Here is a 20278-nt window from a genome sequence, read left to right on the forward strand (position 1 = left end):
TCGCTAAGTACTTACTCTGCGATGGGCGGGGTTACGGCGTCAGCATCAACGGCCGTGACGAGCTCAGGGATCCACGAGTCGCCATCAGCAACAAGCGAAACCTGGAACATCGGCTGGATCATCGCGTGGTCTTCAGCGCGAACCGTGATCGATCCCTTGACGGAATCGAAGGTCCAGCCTTCGAGCGCGGCGATCATGGCGTCGACGTCGTCGCCACCTTCGCGCACTGCCTGAACAACCATCTGAGCGGCAACGAAGCCGTCTGGCGAGAACAGGTCGGCTTGCTTACCCTCTGCTTCGAGGTAGCTGACCATGGCGCTGTTGGCATCATTGTCAGTTGCTCCCGCAAAGTAGTGGTTGAGGAAGCTGATCTTGTCGCTTGCGGCACCGTAAGCGCCATAGGTCGAGATGTCACCAAGACCGGTTGCTACAGGAACGCTGTCAAACACACCCTGCTGGCTGAGGGCCTCCCACATCGCACCCGAGGTTGCACCGGCCCACGCCACGAACACGAGGTCAGGCTGCGCATCAACGATCTGCTGGGCAAACGGGGTGAACTCAGTAGCATCTTCGGGAACGAGCAGGCTCGTCACGTCAGCACCCTGGCCGCCAAGAACGGCGGTTGCTGCGGCAACGTTTCCCTGACCGAATGCAGTGTCTTGACCGAAGACCAGAACAGACTGGCCTGCCGGGTCACCGATGAAGGTACCGGCGGTTGCGACGTCTTGGTAGCTCTGACGACCCGAGCGGAACGTGTACTCGTTCACGCCGGTGATGCCGTCAGCTGCTGCCGGTCCTGAGATGTAGAGAACCTTGTTTTGCTCGGCCTGCTCAGCAAGCGCGAGCGCGATTCCGGAGGAAACCGTGCCGATGATGATCTTCTGGCCTTGGCCAATCACATCTTTCGCTGCCGTGACCGCCTTGTCGGCGTCGCCAGCGTCATCCGTGATTTCGATGTTCAGCTCACGACCATCAACGGCGCCTGTGCCGTCGGTGGCGTAATCGAGCCCAGCGTCGAAGCCAGCGAGGTAGGCCTCACCGTAGGCCGCGAGGGGGCCGGTCTGGGAAGTGATGATTGAAATGTCGACGGGGGCGAGCTCGTCTCCGCCACTTCCGCCGTCAACACTGGGGGCACAGCCCGCCAGTGTGAGTGCAACCGTCGCAATTAACGCCGGAGCGAGGTACTTTTTACTGACCCGCATGATGGGACCTTTCCTGCTGCCTTAGGAGGATTGTGATCTGAACCTGAGACCCGGTTCAGGTTTCATGTAGCCTATGGTTGCGCAACCGCGCTGTCAACAACGGCGCCCAAACAAAGGAGTTTGCACAGTGGCCAACACCCCCGCACCCAACGACGTAGTGATCCTTTCCGCCACACGCACCCCACAAGGGAAACTGCGCGGACAGCTCGCTTCGCTCACCGCCGTCGAGCTAGGCGCCATCGCACTTCGGGCCGCCGTTGAACGCTCCGGCGTGGATGTCGACTCCATCGATCAAGTGATCTTCGGTCAAGTGATCCAGGCCGGCGCTGGCCAAAACCCCGCCCGCCAGACCTCCATCGCGGCAGGCCTCGCCTGGAAGACCCCGGCCGTCACCGTCAACAAGGTCTGCCTCTCCGGACTTGCCGCCATTGTGGATGCTGCGCGCCTCATCCGTCTCGGAGAAGCCAACGTAGTGGCCGCTGGTGGCCAAGAGTCAATGACCAATGCCCCTCACGTGCTCCCCGGGTCACGCATGGGTTGGGCGTACGGAACCGTGTCAGCACTCGACACTGCCGCTCACGACGCCCTCACCGATGCGTTCGATGCTGAATCGATGGGCGCAAGCACCGAACGCCACAACGGACGCCTCGAGATCGGCCGCACCGAACAGGACGAGATCGCTGCCGCCTCGCACCAGCGAGCAGCCGCCGCGATTGAGGCCGGAGTATTTGCCGACGAAATCGTGCCCGTCACTATCCCCCAACGCAAGGGCGACGACCTCGTTCTGGACACGGATGAGGGCGTACGCGCCAACACCACTGTCGACACTTTGGCGGGGTTGCGCCCCGCCTTCGATCCCGAGGGCACCATCACCGCGGGCAACTCGTCGCCGCTGAGCGATGGCGCTTCTGCCGTGATTCTGGCCAGCCGCGCGTGGGCCGAAGAACACAATCTGCCGTGGCTTGCGGTGCTCGACCGCTCGGGTCACGTAGCTGGCCCCGATAACTCATTGCACTCGCAGCCCGCTCGCGCGATCGCGGCAGCGCTCGATAACGCGGGTTGGACGGCCGACGACCTCGACTTCGCCGAAATCAACGAAGCCTTTGCCGCGGTAAGCCTGCGCTCAACCGCCGAGCTCGGGTTGAGCCACGACATCGTGAACATCCACGGCGGCGCAATCGCGATCGGCCACCCGGTCGGAGCATCCGGTGCTCGCCTCGTCGTACATGCCGCGCACGAGCTGGCACGCCGCGGCTCAGGCCGCGCTGCCGTTGCCCTCTGTGGTGGCGGCGGTCAGGGCGACGCCCTGCTGCTCACGCGCTAATACAGCGTCGGTGCGGTCGCTGCGGTCTCGTTCACGTGAACGAGACCGCAGCGCCCACCAGAGCTACGCGCTCTGCTAGAACGGCCCGTGCTGCCAGACGGCCAGCTCAGCTAGAACGGCCCGCTCTGTTAGAACGGCGAAATCGGCTTCACAATGTCGGCGTACACCAGCAGCAACGTCATGATGCCCAGCAGCACGACAACCACGAGAGTCAGCGGCACAAACTTGGCGGTGTCGAGCGGACCAGGATCAGGCTTGCCGAACAGTTTCGCGAAGAAGCGACGAATGCCTTCGAAGAGTGCGCCCGCAACGTGTCCGCCGTCAAGAGGCAGCAACGGCACCAGGTTGAACACGAAGAGTGCAACGTTGAGCGAGCCCACCAAGCTGATGAGGTAAGCAGCACGGTCGGTGACCGTCGCCGCTTCCAAACTCGTTGCTTCACCCGCGATGCGACCGACGCCAACAAGACCGATGGGGCCATTCGGGTCGCGCTCCTCGGGGCCGAACGCTGCATTGACCACGTCAATCATGCGCTGCGGGAGTGTCAGCACAACCTTGGCCACGGCAACCACGTTGTCTCCCACTGCGGGCAACACAGCGGTCACCGGCTGCTGAACCGTCTCTGCGGCCGGGCCAATTCCTAAGAAGCCGTACTCCTCGGTCTGCGCTTCGCCCTCATCGTTCTCTACGTTCTGCCCGCTGTCGTCATACACGTAACGTTCCGCGAGCAGAGGCTCAGCGGTGAGAGTGACTTCTTCTCCCGCACGCTCGACCACGATCGTGAGTTGATCCCCCGCTGCGGCGCGAATGTGCTCGGTAATCTGCTCCCAGGTCTCGATGGGCTCGCCATCCATCAACACAATGCGATCGTCAGGTTGGATGCCGGCAGCAAGAGCAGGGGCAGCTGGGTCGCTATCGGTACAGGCGTCGCGGTCGGCTGAGGCCGGGATCACACACTCCGAGACGCTACTGATGGTCGTCGAGGCCTGAGCTGTTCCAAAACCCATCAACAGAATCGCAAACATGACGATCGCGATGAGGAGGTTCATGAACGGACCACCGAGCATGATGATGATGCGCTTGAACACCGGGAGTTTGTAGAACGCCCGCGACTCATCGACATCGGTGAGCGTATCGGCGCTGGACTCCCGGGCATCCTGCACGAGAGTTTGGAAGACACTCGTCGTGGAACTGCGTGAATTGTCGTGTGATTTGCCGGGTGGGAACATGCCCGCCATCGAGATATATCCGCCGAGCGGAATGGCCTTGAGTCCGTACTCAGTCTCACCGCGCTTGCGGGAGAAAAGAGTCGGGCCGAACCCGATCATGTACTGACTCACGCGCACGCCGAAGAGCTTCGCCGGCACCAAATGACCAATTTCATGCAGGCCAATAGACACAGCAAGCCCGACAACAAGAATCAGGACACCAAGAATGTACAAGAGCACGTTTTCCACTCGCTAAGAATAGTCACGAGCACCGACGCCCGCCTGTACTCGTGCTGTGGAAGCCCCAGAACAACCCCGCTTGGGGGGCGAATACCGCGCTAGGAGCGGGTCGCTACGACCGCGTCCGCTGCCTGTCGTGCCCACGACTCGGCAGCCGCGAGCGCCTCGAGAGTGAGCTCGGTTGCATCGTGGCTCTGCACAACCTGCTCAACGACATCCAAAATATCGAGGTAGCTGATTGCGCCGGCGTGGAACGCGAGCACCGCTTGCTCGTTCGCGGCGTTGAACACAGCCGGGAACGTGAGGCCTGCGGCGCCAACGGCCTTTGCCATTTCAACAGCCGGGAACACCTCGTTGTCGAGTGGTTCGAAGTTCCACGTGCTCGTCGTCGTCCAGTCGAGTGGCGCTCCAACACCGGCAACTCGTTCCGGCCACGCCAAACCAAGAGAAATCGGCAACCGCATATCGGGAGGACTCGCCTGAGCGATCGTCGAGCCATCAACAAACTCAACCATCGAATGCACAATGGACTGCGGATGCACGGTGACCGCGATGCGGTCATAGGGCACGCCGAACAACAAGTGCGCCTCGATCACTTCGAGACCCTTGTTGACGAGCGTCGACGAGTTCGTCGTCACCACCAGACCCATATCCCACGTGGGGTGGGCGAGCGCTTCGCGCGGAGTCACGTTCTGGAGCGACTCCCGGGTACGACCACGGAAGGGACCGCCGGATGCCGTGAGCATCAGGCGCCGCACCTCTGAGTGTTCGCCCGAGCGCAACGCTTGAGCGATCGCCGAGTGCTCCGAGTCGACAGGAACAATTTGGCCGGGTTTCGCCCGGGACATGACGAGCTCACCGCCGACGATGAGGCTCTCTTTGTTGGCGAGGGCCAGCGTGGCACCGGATTCGAGCGCCGCGAGCGTTGGCCCGAGGCCCACAGAACCGGTGATGCCGTTCACGACGACATCGGCAGGGACATCCCGCACCAACTGCGCCGCCTGCTCAGCGCCGAACGCGATGTGCTTTACTCCGAAACGTGCCGCCTGCTCTTCGACGAGCGTGCGGTTAGTGCCTGCCGCCAGACCGACGACCTCAAATCGATCACGGTTTGCCTCAATAACTTCGAGGGTTTGCGTGCCGATCGAGCCCGTCGATCCGAGCAGAATTATCTTGCGCATCCCGCTACTTTAGTTTGCTCGCACAAATGTGCGCCAATACTGAAGCGGAATTAGCCGAGACCGAGGATGTCAACGACAAACACGATCGTGTCGGTGCCCGCAATACCTGCGCTCTCATTGCCTGCTTCGCCGTAGCCTTCGCTTGGCGGAAGAACAGCGATGATCTGCGATCCGACTTGCTGACCTTCGAGTGCAGTCTTGAACCCACTGACAACCTGGCCAGTGTTGAACGTGGAAGGTTCACCGCGAGCCCAGCTCTCATCAAAGATTTCGCCCGTAGTCCAGTTCATGCCCACATAGTGGACAACGACATCCGAGTTCTCTTCGACGGTCTCGCCAGCGCCCTGCTTGAGCACAGCAACCTCGAGCTCGGCGGGCGGGTCAGTGTCGGGGATGGTGATCGTCGGGCGACCGTCGTCATCGAGCTCGACAGCCGGGAATCCGTCTACGGCCGGCTGGTCTTCGCCATCGGCACGCGGAAGAGCAGGCTCAGCGGGCTCGTCGACGGAAATGACATCAACAACGAAAACGATGTCGTCATCTGCGCCGACTCCGAGCGATTCGCGGCTGGCGTCATCGGCAAAGGACTCCTCGGGAGGAATAACACCGACGAGGCGTGAGCCAGCGGTGGAACACTCAATGGTCTTGACGATTCCGACCAAGAACTGCTCGGCGTCCACGGGGAAGGGGGTGAGACCTGCCTCGTCGTACGTTGTGGCGGAGAGTTCTTCCCCGGTCGTGCCGCTGTACAGCGAGAACTGAACGTTCGCTGTCGATGCTTCAACCGCGAGCAGATCGCCGTCACCGGCAATAGCAACCGTGCGCTCAGTCTCTGAGACGTCGGTCGGGAAGTCGATCGTGACCTCAGGCTTTGCGCCAAAGTCGCCGCTGACCTCAACAGCATCCGAAGCGGAGCCGGATGACGTCGGAACGCAATCACCAGATCCCTCTGCCGTCGTGGAATCTGCGGGAGAACACGCCGCAAGCGACGCCACAACGCCGATGGTCAACAGAAATGGAATCGCTTTACGCACAAGAACCCTTCACAACACGAACACGGAGCACCAATCCTGCCCCACTGCGGCTGTACAAAGCGTGTGGAATCGCCGCCGAAACCTCGACAGTTCGCCCTGTAGTCGCTATGACAGACGCTGCGGCGCTCCTGAAACCGGCGCGCACCGCCGCTACTCCCCCGCTGGGGCCTCCACAATGATGCGGGGCTGGTGCAGCACGGGGAAGTTGACGGATGAGGCAATGAAGCACTTCTGGCTTGCTTCAGCGTGAGCATCCATGGCATCTTCCACACTGCCGGCCGCAATCGTGACAACGGGTCGCAGGGTGACCGACGTGAAATGCCCGCCACCGTTATCCGTCTGCTTCATCGTGCCTGAAACCTCGTCGTGATAGGCCGTGACGACGATGCCGCGACTCACGGCAACGTGCAGGTAGCTCAGCATGTGGCACTGGCTGAGCGCCGCAATGAGCAACTCCTCGGGATTCCAGCGATCGGCCGATCCGTGAAAGACGCGAGCGCTCGAGCCATCAATCGGATGCTTGCCCACTGCTGTGATCTCGTTGTGGCGAGAGTAACCACGGTAGCTCGTGGTGCCCTCACCCAAGTTTCCCGACCATTCCAAGCGCACTTCAAAATTGTGGTCGATGTTCATCAGAACCTCCTTGGCCAGCTTCAGCAGCCAGCATCGGCGAACGCGTTGGGCGATCGGGCAAAACTTCTCTCGCCATCACGCTAGCGGTCAACGCTGGGAGTGAGCGAAACCATTCCCCATCACGAAGGCTGCCGTGCCCACCCGCGCTCTCGCGGCGATAACGTAGGAGAGTGAACTCCCCCTCGACAACTGCCGCTGCCGCTCTCACCGTTAACGACACCGTTCAACTCGCCGTACTCGAACGCTCGGGCATGATCGAGTCACGCCACTTGGGTGCCGCTGTAGTGCTCTCCCCCGACGGCACTGAGCTACGACGCCTCGGCAACCCCGACGCTCTCATCTACCCGCGTTCGACTCTCAAGCCCATGCAGGCGATCACTGTGCTTCGTGCGGGAGTCACTCTCACCGACGAACAGCTCGTGCTAGCGAGCGCCAGCCACACCGGCAGCCAACGTCACCAAGATGTCGTGGCTTCGACTCTGGCCGCATACGGTCTTACCGAAGACGACCTGCGCTGCCCACCCGACTGGCCAGCCGACTCCGAAACCCGACGCGCCTCCGACGCTCCCCGTCGCCTCGCGATGAACTGTTCAGGCAAGCACGCGAGCTTCCTGGCGGCGTGCGTCGTGAATCAGTGGCCGCTGGAAAGTTACCTCGAGCACGAGCATCCGCTGCAGGAGCGCATTCGGCAGACGGTGATTGAGTTCACGGGTCAGCCGCTTGCCCATGAGGGAACGGATGGATGCGGGGCTCCCGTCTTTGCCATGAGCCTCGTCTCACTGGCCACCGCCATTCAGCGCGTGGTTGCCGCCACGTCAGATACCGATCCGAACGCCGCCGCCCTCGTGAGCGCCATTCGGGCCAACGCGTGGGGACTCGACATGCCCCAGGTTGCCGAGGCAATGGACACCCTCGGGATTATCGCGAAACGCGGGGCCGAGGGCGTGCTCATTGCCGCTGCCCCCGACGGCACCACGGTGACTCTCAAGATTCTTGACGGATCGATCCGACCGCTGCTTCCCGTCGGGCTTTCGCTGTTGGCCGAAGCTGGCGCGCTCGATGCGGATGCTGTGGCTGGTGTGCTGGCAGCCACGACCGAGCAGGTGCTCGGCCGTGGACTACCCGTTGGCGAACTCCGTTTCGAGCTCGCCTAGAACTCTCCGCGAACTCGCGCGCTAACCCTTGCCTGTTATGCGGCGGAATTCAGCGTTGAATGACTGATCGTCGGTAGTGCTGAGCGTGCGGAAAGTGCGCGCTCGCGACATTGCCGTCGCATTCGGGAAGGTGAATTGATTCGACGCCAGCGCCGGGAAGTTCTCGATGGCGTACTCAAGCGTTCCGTCGACGGGGCTCACACAGTGAATCCACTCCACGACTTCAGTGGCGACGGAAGGCTCGTAGTAGAAGTTCATGAGCTTTTCTGCACTCGCCTTGTGGACCGCACCTGCAGGGATCACGAGAGAGTCAGTGAAGAATGTTCCGCCTGAACCGGGAAGCAAGAACTTAAATTTCTCGTAACCCGCTTGCGCATTGAGAACGGCAACGTCTCCAGCGCGAGCGAACCCGGCGATAGCTTCGCCCGACTTGAGCTTCTCTAGGTATTCACTACCGTAAACACCAAGAATGTGCTTCGACGTCAAGTGCTCTTCGAGCACGGCGCTTGCCTTCTTGTATTCCTCGATACCCCAGTTTTCCTCGGCAATATCGATCCCCTGAGCAAGCAGCAGCATGCCCATGGTGTGGCGCATTTCGGCGAGGACGACAACTTTGCCCTTGAGGTCATCGTTCCAGAGTTGATCGACCGAGAGCACTCCACGGGGGTACTCTTCAGCGTTCCACGCGAGTCCGATAAAACCACTTTGCCAGGGAAGCGAGTAGCTGCGATCAGGGTCAAAGTCGGGACTCGCAAGCGACTCTGTGAGATTGACTTTGTTGGGGATGTTCGCGGCGTCCATCTCTTGGGCGTACCCGAACCGGATGAGCCGTGCTGCCATCCAGTCGCTGACGCAGATGATGTCTGTGCCTGTCGGCTCGCCCAACGAGAGTTGATCTTTCATCGTCAGGTAGAAACCAACGTTGTCTTCAACGACAGCCTTGTATTCGACCTCGACGCCGGTCTCCTCATAGAAAGCTTTAAGCGTGGGAGAGCGTCCGCTGAGGTCTTCATCGATGTACGACGGCCAGCTTGCCCAGACGAGCTTGTTGTCGCTGTCGGAAATATCATTCGCATCTGACCCATCCGGCGCAGCACATGCTGCGAGAGCGAGCGCGGACGCACCAAGCCCCGCTCCTTGCAGCAGTCGCCTGCGGCTGAGTTGAGATTGCTTCGCCTGCAGCATTAGCTGCTGGATCGCAGGATCCTGCGGAAGTGGTCTCGTCACTGTTTCTCCTTCGCCCCCACCAGTTACCCCGATGGTAGTGAGCGCGGTCTGCTTTGTTATAGCCCCAGTTAGGAGGGGCCTTGCGGGTTCGTTGCAATAATTCCATGTTTCCGAACTAAATTCGCCCAATAATTGTGCCCAATTCGGGTACCGCATGATTTTGGTCGTGGCTGCGGAGATCGCTGTTCCCACTGGGGCCACAAACACCGTGCTCACCAGCTAGCGGTGTGGGGCCAGCACCTCGCTGTGGCTGGTGTGAGGCAGCCGCACCCGGCGAACTGGTTCAGTTTCGCTAAGGCCCCAGTACTCGCGTGAGCCTGCCGTCAGCGGCGGCGGCAGCTCGCGAGTGCGGGCAAGTTGGCGGTAGTCGCTGAGGGTGCAGCCATCGAGCACGATGGTGGCGTGGGGACGTAACGCCGCCAGGGCACCCCACCGTGATTGCCATTCATCGACTGATCCGATGATCGCGATGGGAGAACTCGACTCATTCGGGCTAACCAAGAGCTCCCGTTCGGCTCCCGGTGTCCCTTCGACGTGCCTTGTTTCCCAGCCAGCAGCAGCACACGCTGCGGCGGTGACCGAGGGGCGACTGCTGACGACAACAATGTGCTCGGTGCCCGACAGCGTCGTTGTCGCACTTCGTTCTGCCACCGGCAGGTAGTGATCACTCTGCGCGATTTGCACTCTCTTGCCCTGCCAGAGGCCTCCTCCTGCTGGCACCGCGGGGATGTACTCATCCGTGGTCCCGCCGGAAAGAATGAATTCTTGCCTACTGCTGAAACGCAGGCGAAGAACGCTCGGCATCAGCTGTGAGAGTGACTGCAGCGGTGAGGTGATTCGTTGGGCGCTCGCAATAACCCACAGGTTATTAGCGGGGCCTTCCCTCAGCACGCGAGTGAGCCGTTCGACAACGACAGCCCGGTATTCATCGTCGAAACGAGCGAGCACGGCATCGATGTCGTCAATCACAATGTGGCTTGGTGGCCGCGGTATCGCTGCGTCATCGCTGTAGTCGAGTCGACCGTAGACGCCTGCGAGCGTGTCCCAGAAGGCGGCGGGCTCGGCACTCATGACGATCACCGTTGCCGTGCTGATGTGGGCAAGCGTGGTGAGAGCCGTTGTTTTTCCACTGCCAGATGACCCCACGATCAACAGGTGCCCGTCTGCGGCTGAGGACCAGCCAGCACGCCCGTGGCGTTGAAGTTCAGGCAGATCTGTCAACCCAAAATAGAGAGTGTCTGAGTTCACTGCATCCGAGGGTGCGCTGTCGTTGTCCTCCGCCGCCAGCACCGCGGCGAGCGCGACGTGCTCGCTGAGCGGTTCGCACCACGGCCGTCTCGGCGGAGCAGAGACGGGCCAACGCTCAGCAACGTGACGAATATCGTGAGGCGAGACGAGCGCGAACTGCACGAGCTCGGCCGAGGACGAGCCATGGGCAACCCACGCACGACCTTTGGCGTCCGCCGGTAGCTCGGCGGCGCGATCGCTGCCGATGACGGCCGAACTATCGGCACCGTTGTTGACGCGAAGGGAGATCCGCAGGTCCGCGTTAGCAAGAAGCGCGTCGCGCACAACTCCGGAAGGTCGTTGCGTACAGAGGATCAGGTGCACGCCCAACGAGCGGCCTCGCGCCGCGATATCGCTGAATAGAGCATGCAGCTGTGGGTAGTCCGCCATCATCGCCGCGAACTCATCAACCACGATCACGAGACGCGGCACACTCGCGAGCTCTGAGATATCTCGCACGCCGGCCTGAGCCAGCGCACGCTCGCGGTATCGGAGCTCGGCACGAAGACTCGCGAAGGCCCGCGCCGCAGCTGTCTCATCAAGATCGGTAATGATGCCCACGGTGTGCGGCAGTTGGGTGAGGGCCGCAAACGCGGAGCCCCCTTTGAAATCGACGAGCAAAAAGGTCACGTCGTCTGGCGACACTTCGGCCGCCATCGCGAGCACCCACGCAATGAGGAGTTCGCTCTTGCCACTACCAGTAGTGCCGCCCACGATGGCGTGGGGCCCGTTGACAACAAGATCAATACTGAGCTCTCCTGACACCGCGACGGCGGGGCGCGCGGCTAGCGATCGTCGAGATTCCACTCGAGAGGTGAGGAGCGAGACGGGGCGTTTCTCGAGTTCATCGAAGGCAAGTGAATCGGGAAGAACATCCTGACCCGAAGCAAGACCATCGCGGGCAGCGATATCGTGTGCCGCTCGTACCCAAACTAACGCTTGCTCTCTGCCGAGAAACGACGGCTCGAAGTCGCGGCGTTGATGACGGTCAGGATGTCTAACCACAGCCACGCTCGCGGCGTTCGTGCGGATCACAATGCGATGCCCGCTCGGCACTTGGTTTTCTTCCCCCACTATCGTGATGGAAACGCGCGGCTGGGAATCGCCAAGCGTTCCCCACTGCACGCTCGCGATCTCTCCGCCCGTTCCAGCAGCATCCGCACCCCGCTCTGTTGCTCCACTCGAACGCAACAGTCGGTGCGGGAGTCGTTCTCCCCAGGATTCTGTTGCAAACACTCCTGTGAGTCGCACCCAGCTTGAGGTGGGTGCGAGGGTGCGAGCGAGTTGGATCGCGAGTGATCGTGCCAGTGACAACGCCATCGGGCTGTTGCCACAGAGTGCGATACCTAGGCGCGCGTTTACAGCAATCGGTGCTCGACTCAGATGCTCTGCCTGCTCCGTCAGACTCCGATACGTGTCTTCGATGTCTGGAGACACAGCGTCATGCGCCGCAGTGCGATCAATGGCGATGCTGCTGCGTACACTGCCGTAGCCGAGGTGGACGGGAAGGACATCGTGGGGCTCACGCATCCACTTCGACGCATCAGTGAGTACGTCATTGACCAACATGATCGCCGCAGGGGTTTTTTCAGCCAGTTCGACGAGTTCGCGGCGATGGTAGGCGCGAATTTCTTTCGTCGTTGTGGCTGTGTCGGCACAGAAGCGTGCCCGTTCGACGCGCCTCGTTCTGCGCGCCGTCACTCGTGAATCGATGTAGCTACCGGTCGCTGCCAATGGCCCCAAAGCGGCGAAAATGAGGGCAAAGGTCGAGCCAGTGATCAGCCAGATCGCGACCGACGCCACCACCGGTACCGTGGCGGCCACTAGCGGGAATCGAAAGGGGGCAGGCGCCTGCGGCGGAGCAGGCAAGAAAACACGGGTGTCAGGGGTTCGAGATTCGGTCACGTCCCTACTTCACCGGGGCTGGCTAGCGCACAACAGAGCGCGCCCTCGTCAGTGGAGAGCCCCGCTTAATGCACGCTGTGCAGGGGTGGTTGCAGCGATCGATACGCTCATTGCGTTCAATGCCGGCAGCCCGTTAGCTGACGATGAAGAACTGTTCCCCGATTTCAACTCGCGTTCCGCGGACGACGCGGTAGCGCTTGCCTGGCTCACATCGCTTCGGCTCTCCGCCTGGCTCGCGAACGATCGTTCCGTTTCCGGAATACCGGTCGCTGATCCAGAACACTCCACTCATCTGCCCGAACTCCAAGTGAGTCTTAGACACCGACTTGCTGGGGTCAGTAATCGGCACGACGATGTCGAACTTTTCGGAAGGCTCTGGGATCGGATTACGACCGACAAGGCCGGTTCCTGTCACGATCACGCTATCCCCCGTGCTGAATTGGAGCACGAAACGAGTACCAGTGACGCTGCGAACAACGATCCGGGTGTCTTCAATATCCTCATCATCAGCGCCGACGGATGCGAGTGGCACCGGCGGCGAGATGGGGAGTTCTACGCGCTGGTGAGACTTCGGAGGCGGAGCGAGTACCGAGAATGGTTTCGAGCCCGTAGAGAGCGCATCAGCGGCATCCAGAGCATCATCAGGCTCGCCTTCGGGCTCAAGATCGGGTGCAACTGTCAGATCCGGTGCCGCCGAGGAATATGGCTCCGGCTCAAGCAATGGCTCCGGTTCAGTCACGGCCGCTGCGGGTTCGGGATCGGGTTCAGGTTCATCCACGGAGGCGAACTCATCACTCACTACTGACTTCTCGGCAATGGGAGCTGCGGCTTCGACTGGCTGCAGCGCTTCTGGGGCTGCTGCCTCAGCATCTGGCGCTGCGGCCGAGTCTGTAGCCACCGGCATCTCTGCATCCGGCTGCATGTCGTTCGCAAGCGGAGCGTGCGAGTCTTCGGCCACGGGGACGGGAGTTTCATCAGCCGTGACCTCGCTGTGGTCGATCGTCTCTACCTGGTCATGTGCACTTTCGTCGAAAGAAGCTGCTTCCTGCACGATGGTGTGTGGCGTGGATGCTGCGGCGCGAGCACCAGGGCCAACGCCGTGACGCACGAAACCGCAGGAGCCACAGAAGATGTCGGATTCAGCCAGAACGGTGCCACACTGCTGACACGTCTCAACGGATGAGCCAATCAGTGCGGCCGCTTCCTCGACTGCGGGCTCTGCTTGGACAGCTGCTACCGCCGCCGCGACTTCACCGCGCGGTTGGGTCCCGTGCTCTCCTGCTCCGTGGGGTGCCGGTCCGGTTGCAACAGCGGCCGACTCTTCGGGCCCCGCTACCGCAGAGGGAGCTGGCTGGCTATCGACACGTTCAGAGGCGACGGGCGCGAAGGCGGATGCACGCAAGCGGTCTGCAGTCGTGAAGAGCGGTTCCTCACCCAACGGACGTACTGGCTTCACGTGAAGGCGCACTGGCTCTTCTTCGACAGCCTCAGGACGACCCAACTTACTCAAGTCGGGCTCGAAAGCGGACCGAGAAAGCGGTGCTGGCTCTACAAGCGGCTCAGGTTCCACTAGCGGTTCTGGTTCTGGTTCGGGTTCGGGTTCGGGTTCTGGCTCGGGCTCAGGCTCTGGCTCTGGCGCGGAATCGAGTTCCGGTTCGAGCACTACTTCAGCGTCGGCGCCGGACTCAAGCTTCGTGTCGAGCGACGCCTCGGACTCGGGCGATCCGGCCAGTTCAGGCTCAACAAGCGCTTCAAGGCGCGCCTCGGGCTCACCAACCGCAGCATCAGCATCGTTCGCTACGAACTCTGCGACAGGCTCCGGTTCATTAGGTTCGTGTGCTTCGACGTCGATCTCTGCCGTCGTCCCATCGGCTTCCGTGTCAGCCTGAGATTCCGAGTGAGTTTCGGGCTCTTCCGCAGATTCGGCTGCGACTTCTTCGGCACGCACGAACTCGGAAACCTCCGATTCAGCGGCCGCGGGCTCGGGCTCCCGTTCAATTTCGGCGACGGGCTCGGCATCAGCCTGGGGCTCGGCATCAGCCTCGGGCTCGGGCTCGGGCTCGGGCTCGGGCTCGGGCTCGACAGTAGCCACGGGCTCAACTACCGCACGCTCGGGAGCCTCGTCGGTCGCCGGTTCGGGCGCAGCGTCAGTGTCCTGTTTTTCGTCAGCGACCGCGACATAATCCGCATCTACCGCGAGCGGAGTCGATTCCTCGAGGATCGGCGCCGGCATACCTCGCCAGCTTTCGTTCGTGTCAGATTGTGGCTGTTCGCGCACAAAGACATCGTCGACTACGCCGCCAGAGGAAGGTTCGGCTGCAAGCGCAGCAGCCGCTTCAGCAACTGTCGTGAAGTACGGTTCAGCATCCGGCGCGGCAGACGATGCGACGGGGAGGTTCTGGTCGAAGGTGAGAAGCGCAGGGTTTGCGACCTCGTCGTAGGGGCCGTCCTCATCGAACGGAAGCACCTCGTCATAGGGGCCATCTTCATCGAACGGAATAGGGTGTTCCGACTCGTCCGCAGCAGCTGGCGCTGCATCGCTCGGGATCTCAACGTCGGCGGAGTCAGACACGACCGCCTCCGCTGATTGCGCTGCACGCGAAGCATCAGCCTCGGAACGAACTACGTCAGCGGCAGCCGAGAGCACAAGCGGGTCACCCAGCCGCAGCGTGCGGGCGCCATCCGCCAGCACGTCAGGCGCTGACACCAAGGCATCGCGAAGTGCTGCAGGCAGCTCTGTGCCGTTGTCCGAGTCGACATCGTCTATGGCCACAGCGTCGGCTGACGCGTTCTCGGCAACGTCCACCGGCTTCTCTACGCTGACAGGCGCCAGCTCGGCGAGCACGGGGGCAGAAGCATCCACACCATCGGATGCCGTAGCCGGATTGTGCCCAGCCGGTGCCTCTTCAGCGTGTTCGGGAGCGTCGCTCGTCGCAGCCGCAGCCGCAGCGGAATCAGCCGCAGCGGACCCACGATTCCGACGGCGACGCAGGTTCGTTGGTGTTTCACCGGCGGCGACTTCCGCGCGCTCAGAACGCGCAGGAGCGACAGCAGCAGGCGGGGTCACGTCGCCTCCGACAGCACCCCGGCGGGCGCGACGAGACATCGCAGGCCGCCCACACTCCGCACAATAGACGGCATCGGCGGGTAGTTGCGTCGCGCAGAAAGAGCAATTCACGGGTGGTCCTCTATCGCTTAAACAGACTTGTGACACTATAACCACCGAGCGATCGCAGTGATATTTTGGTCCTGAACCGCGCCCAGCGCGACAGTCCAGTATTGAGTTGAGTTTCCAGTTCCGTCACGTTCGTCCAGAACGCGTCGGCTTCAACAGTTTCCGGTTCAGCTCCGGAGAAAATCGCACGGTCAGCGTGCTCGGCGAGTCCGCGAGCATCCGGAGTGGCCATCACAGCAGCGACTTCCGTTCGTGTTCCCGATATGGGGGGCGAATAGCCGTGGTCGATGAGGGAATCCTCGAATTCTTGCCATCCACCGCTGATCTGTTCGACCGTCGAATCGGCACGCTTACGAAGCTGACGGCGTCGCACCTTCGCGGCAATAATCAGCAGGAAAGGTGCCGCAATGACCAAGATCACCAACAGCGTCCAGCCCGCAACTCGCAATACGGCGAGCACGGCTTGGAGCACAGGGTCGAGGTCAGGTTGCAGCGCCTGTTCGCTGTCAGGATTCGACTGGCGGTTGGTCGTGTCCGATTCGATTTCGGGCGGCTGAACCACAGTTTGGGGCCGCGCAACCTGCGCAATGTCGTCAGGATTCTCTTCCGGAATCTCGCGCAGCGGCGGGTTGGGATCGATCGTGACCCAGCCGTACTCGGCTGTGTTCACTTCGATCCACGCAGAAACGTCGTCGCCTCGAATTTGAGGGTCTGAGGTAATAAACCCGAGAACAACGCGGGTGGGGAATCCCAGTTCATTCGCCATCACGGATGCGGCCACCGCATATTGTTCGCCATCACCAATCATGCGTGGGGCAGTAAACAGCTCCGCAATACGATCGACAGAATGCCCCGACCTGCTGGCGGGTTCATCAATACCGACCCCGTGGCTGATGTAGCCATCGGCCGCGAGGCCGTCGAGCATGGCGGTGAGGCGCTCCCCCGGCGTCGTTACCGCGCGAACGTATTGGTCCAGCCGCTCGGTGAGTTCCTCCGGCGAATCTTGGACCGGGGGCACTTCTGCCAGCCCAGGCGTTACCGTGCTGAGTTCTTCGGCGCTCGGTTGCACCGGGACAACGCCCTCAAACGTGTAGGTATCTCCGCTCTCCACACCGCCAACAACCGCGGCCGTTCCGGAAACTTTGTTGTAGTAGAAGGAATCACGAAGGTCCGGTGCGCGCTCACCGGAGAAATCGACCTGCTCGAATAGGCCGACAGTGGGCAGCCAGACGCCCTCATAGCCTGCGATCGTGATCGTCAAATCGACCTGATCACCGTCAACGTCGGATTGATCGAAACGAGACGGTACTCGCGAGAACGAACCCGACTCACTCGAGACTCGTCCGCTACCCACCGCATACACGACACCGTTGTAGCTATCGAGTGTCGCTAGTCTCACGCGGGTACCCAGCGGAACTCCCGACACCTCAAACAACACAGAGTTCGCGGTGCTGGGCTGCCAATAGCGACGGAAGCCCGAAAGCGGGCTCACATAATCGCGAGGATCGAATGGCTCCACAATCGCCGTCCTGAGCACGGCACGATTGTTTGTAGGCGGTGCCACATTCGCCGCCACCAACGCCACTCCCGAGGCAATAGCCAAGATGACGACAGCGCTGACCATGGTGCGTACACCGGCGAATCCGAACTCGCGTTTGCGTCGAGCGACTCCGGGCGCATCCATCGCTGCTTCAAGGGCATTGACGGTGTCGCGACGACGACGCCAGCGGAACCACACCATCGCGAGCGCAATCACAATCAGGAGCGCCAGCGCGAGAGGTACAGGCTGGTCGGGGTAGGTCGGGCCCAGTGCGATTGCCATGACAAAAATGACGATTGATGGCACGACAGACAATTCCGCGAGAGCCGTGCGATATGCGACGCTCAAAGAAATAACGGTGCCGAAAAAGACCAGAACAAGGGCGGGCACGAGAAGAGCTTGATAGTTTCCGACCGGCAGCGAAATGGTCAGCAACTGTTTCCACCCGAGCGCCACACCCAACACAAGGTCGCTCAGGCCCTCGGGTGTCGGCACGACTCCCCATTGCGTCTCTGACGGGACCGCCACGGGAACACCGATGACTACGAACACGATCACGGCGACCACCGACGTCGTCAGGAATGACCAGCGACGCCAGAGCGAGACAATGGCCACCGCAGAGCCCGCAAGCACGCCGACAGCGATCAATACAGTGAGATCTGTCGTGCGATAAATCGGCCACAGCGCTGCAGATGCGAGCGCGACAGTGACCCAGAGCAGAGCTCCGGAGACAACAACGAAGGATCGAGAGACTGGTGCGGTCATGCACCCGCCGATCGTGCGAGGGCTCTCTTGAGTTCTTCGAGATACCCGATGGTGAGCACACTGAGTCCTGAAACTCGTCGTAGCCCCGGAACCGCTTCCGGGTCACACACAATCGCTACCACTTCGACATTCGTCGCGAATTTGGTCGACGCTGCACGCAACTGCTGCGAAGTCACCGTCGATCCACAGATCAAGAACGCAACAGAAACTCCACTGGTCTGCTCTGACGTTACGCGCGCGACGTCGATGAGGCGCAGCGCTGTATCGGCACGTTGAACGCGGGTGAGGTCATCCAGAAGGCGGGTACCAGTGAGGGTAGAAAGCGCCCTTACCGCGAAGATCTTTCTCTTGGCAAACTGCGGCGTTTGCTCACTCGCGACGACTGTCACCGTGCGGGCATCCCGGATCGCCTGAGCGCCAAGCGAACCAGCGACGCTCACTGCCATTTCGAACTCGTAGTCGTTCGAGTAGTCGGTCGTCGCCAAGCTCAAGGCGATGACCAGGTGGCTGCGTCGGGTTTCCTCAAACTGGCGCACCATGTAGCGGCCTGTACGAGCTGTTGTTTTCCAGTGGATGTTGCGTCGCTCGTCACCGCGCACGTACTCCCGCAGCGCGTGAAACGAGATGTCGTTGTTGGCGAGGTCCTTGGTGGGGTTACCTTCCAAGTCGCGGATTAGTCCCGTGCTCACACTCGGGATGCTGATGGTGCGGGGGTGCACAAAAACTTCTGCGGACTCGGTCCAGACCAGCTCGCGGCGCACGAGTCCCACCGGGTCGGCACGCACCGTGCGCACGGGGCCGACCGTAATGACACCGCGTCGATGAGTAGGGATCGGAAACTCGTGAGTCGCCGAACTGCCCGGGCGCAAACTCGGTAACACGGCTTCGGCATAGGTGGCCGCAACGGGGATCTCCGCGATAACGCCGAGGCTGCGACGCTTGCCTTCGTTTTCTCCCCGTACCTCGCCGCTCGCGAGCTCACCGACGACGACACGATGGTGTCCCACGTGAAGGCTGATCGTTAATTGACTGCGCCCAAAGAGATAAATCGCGGCCATGAGCGCGATTGCAGCGAGCGCAAACCCTGCGACGACAAGTTCTTGCCAGGCGATCGTGTACCCCACGATGAGCGTGACCGGCACGAGCACAAGCACGACCCAGCCGACAGGGGTGACGACTGCCGTAATGCGTTTGGCGTACCGGGAAAAGGTCGCGCGTGCCAGCACCGCGAAACGGACAAGCGCGACAATCAGGTCAGCAAGAAACCCCGTGCGGTAACCGACGAGCCGCGTTCGCGCATTGTCGAGGCCACGAATAGCGGTGGGAAAGTCTGCATCCGAGCGTGACTTATCGCCGCTCGGACCTGATTGTTCCGGCGCGGTGTACTGGGGCTGCCCTTTCGCCGAGCGGTTGAGGAGTGAACTCACACGGCTTGCCGCTCTGTGGGCGGTGGGTTCTCGATCAGAATCTGAGCGATCACGCTTGAGGCAGTAACGCCCTCGAACTCGGCTTCAGCATCAATGACGAGACGATGAGCCAAAACCGATTCGGCAAGAGCCTTGACGTCATCCGGCACAACGTAGTGACGGCCATTAGATGCTGCGAGAGTCTTTGCTGCTCGGATCAATGCCAGCGCACCGCGAACACTCACACCGAGACGCACTTCGGCAGCGCTTCGCGTCGCTTCGACTAGGCGACTCACGTAGTCGTTGATTGTGGGATCGACGTGCACTGTGCGTGCGAGCTGCGCCATTTCGACGACGAGTTCTGCGCTCACGACAGGCTCGATGGCGGTCGAGTGTGCGGCGACGCCGGCACCGTCGAGGATGCGCAGCGTGGACGCACGGTCGGGGTATCCGATGGAGGCCTTCATCAAGAAGCGGTCAAGTTGTGCTTCGGGCAGGCGATACGTTCCGGCTTGCTCGATAGGGTTTTGGGTTGCGATGACCATGAACGGCGAGCCAACGGGGTGCGTGACTCCGTCGACAGTCACTTGCCCCTCTTCCATCACTTCAAGAAGAGCGGCCTGGGTCTTGGGGCTTGCGCGGTTGATTTCGTCGGCGAGAACGATGTTGGAGAAAATCGGTCCGGCGTGAAATTCGAACTTGTTATCGCGCTGATCAAAGATGCTGACACCGGTGATGTCACCCGGCAAAAGGTCGGGAGTGAACTGGATGCGGTTGGTCGTTCCCGAGACGCTCTGCGCAATGGCGCGAGCAAACGAGGTCTTTCCCGTTCCGGGGTAGTCCTCGAGAAGTAGGTGCCCTTCGCTCAGTAGTGCCGTGAAGCCAAGGCGCACGACGAACGTTTTTCCGAGCAGAACTTGCTCGACGTTTGTCACGAGTCGATTAAAGCTTTCCGCGAACCATGCGGCTTCGTCGGGAGTCATGGTCATAGCGCACC

13 protein-coding genes are annotated in these 20278 nt (G+C 61.4%); 2 read left to right on the forward strand and 11 right to left on the reverse strand.

Translation table 11 applies throughout. The annotated features are described in order from the left end of the window. Positions 1–11: 11 nt before the first annotated feature. Positions 12–1202 carry a substrate-binding domain-containing protein gene (locus I6E51_RS13545; RefSeq protein WP_197108892.1) on the reverse strand — a complete coding sequence of 397 codons (1191 nt, stop codon included), beginning with the start codon at positions 1200–1202 and terminating at the stop codon, positions 12–14. Between the two features lie 127 nt (positions 1203–1329). On the opposite strand from I6E51_RS13545, the gene I6E51_RS13550 reads away from it, so the two are divergent. Next, complete coding sequence (locus tag I6E51_RS13550; protein WP_197108893.1) at positions 1330–2526, forward strand: acetyl-CoA C-acetyltransferase; 1197 nt, start codon at positions 1330–1332, stop codon at positions 2524–2526. Between the two features lie 128 nt (positions 2527–2654). Here I6E51_RS13550 and I6E51_RS13555 read toward each other — a convergent pair whose 3' ends face one another. From I6E51_RS13555 to I6E51_RS13570, 4 genes are all read right to left on the reverse strand, one after another. Next, positions 2655–3983, reverse strand: coding sequence for an RIP metalloprotease (locus tag I6E51_RS13555; protein WP_197110648.1), 1329 nt, complete (start codon positions 3981–3983; stop codon positions 2655–2657). Between the two features lie 89 nt (positions 3984–4072). Continuing rightward, entirely contained in the window at positions 4073–5155 is a 1083-nt protein-coding gene (locus I6E51_RS13560; protein WP_197110649.1) for a 1-deoxy-D-xylulose-5-phosphate reductoisomerase, read from the reverse strand. Between the two features lie 50 nt (positions 5156–5205). After that, positions 5206–6189, reverse strand: coding sequence for an FKBP-type peptidyl-prolyl cis-trans isomerase (locus tag I6E51_RS13565; protein WP_197110650.1), 984 nt, complete (start codon positions 6187–6189; stop codon positions 5206–5208). A 150-nt stretch (positions 6190–6339) separates the two neighbouring features. Beyond that, entirely contained in the window at positions 6340–6822 is a 483-nt protein-coding gene (locus tag I6E51_RS13570) for an OsmC family protein (protein WP_197108925.1), read from the reverse strand. Positions 6823–6992: 170 nt separating this feature from the next. Here I6E51_RS13570 and I6E51_RS13575 point away from each other — a divergent pair, with 170 nt between their 5' ends. Further along, positions 6993–7976 carry an asparaginase gene (locus tag I6E51_RS13575; RefSeq protein ID WP_197110651.1) on the forward strand — a complete coding sequence of 328 codons (984 nt, stop codon included), beginning with the start codon at positions 6993–6995 and terminating at the stop codon, positions 7974–7976. 21 nt (positions 7977–7997) lie between these two features. Here the strand turns inward: I6E51_RS13575 and I6E51_RS13580 are convergent, their stop codons facing one another. From I6E51_RS13580 to I6E51_RS13605, 6 genes are all read right to left on the reverse strand, one after another. Next, a complete protein-coding gene (locus tag I6E51_RS13580; protein ID WP_197108927.1) occupies positions 7998–9203 on the reverse strand; it encodes a PotD/PotF family extracellular solute-binding protein in 1206 nt (401 codons plus the stop codon). Between the two features lie 219 nt (positions 9204–9422). Further along, positions 9423–12314: an FtsK/SpoIIIE domain-containing protein gene (locus I6E51_RS13585; RefSeq protein WP_307784007.1), complete on the reverse strand. Its 2892-nt coding sequence runs from the start codon at positions 12312–12314 to the stop codon at positions 9423–9425. A gap of 214 nt (positions 12315–12528) precedes the next feature. After that, positions 12529–15501 carry an FHA domain-containing protein gene (locus tag I6E51_RS13590; RefSeq protein ID WP_197110653.1) on the reverse strand — a complete coding sequence of 991 codons (2973 nt, stop codon included), beginning with the start codon at positions 15499–15501 and terminating at the stop codon, positions 12529–12531. 82 nt (positions 15502–15583) lie between these two features. Beyond that, on the reverse strand, positions 15584–17875 hold the full coding sequence (locus I6E51_RS13595) for a transglutaminase domain-containing protein (protein WP_197110654.1): 2292 nt from the start codon (positions 17873–17875) through the stop codon (positions 15584–15586). After that, positions 17872–19302: a DUF58 domain-containing protein gene (locus I6E51_RS13600; RefSeq protein WP_307784009.1), complete on the reverse strand. Its 1431-nt coding sequence runs from the start codon at positions 19300–19302 to the stop codon at positions 17872–17874. The genes I6E51_RS13595 and I6E51_RS13600 overlap by 4 nt, the downstream gene beginning before the upstream one ends. After that, a complete protein-coding gene (locus I6E51_RS13605; protein WP_197108931.1) occupies positions 19299–20270 on the reverse strand; it encodes a MoxR family ATPase in 972 nt (323 codons plus the stop codon). The genes I6E51_RS13600 and I6E51_RS13605 overlap by 4 nt, the downstream gene beginning before the upstream one ends. Between the last annotated feature and the right edge of the window lie 8 nt (positions 20271–20278).

This window comes from Salinibacterium sp. NSLL17, assembly GCF_015864935.1.
Lineage (GTDB): Bacteria > Actinomycetota > Actinomycetes > Actinomycetales > Microbacteriaceae > Rhodoglobus.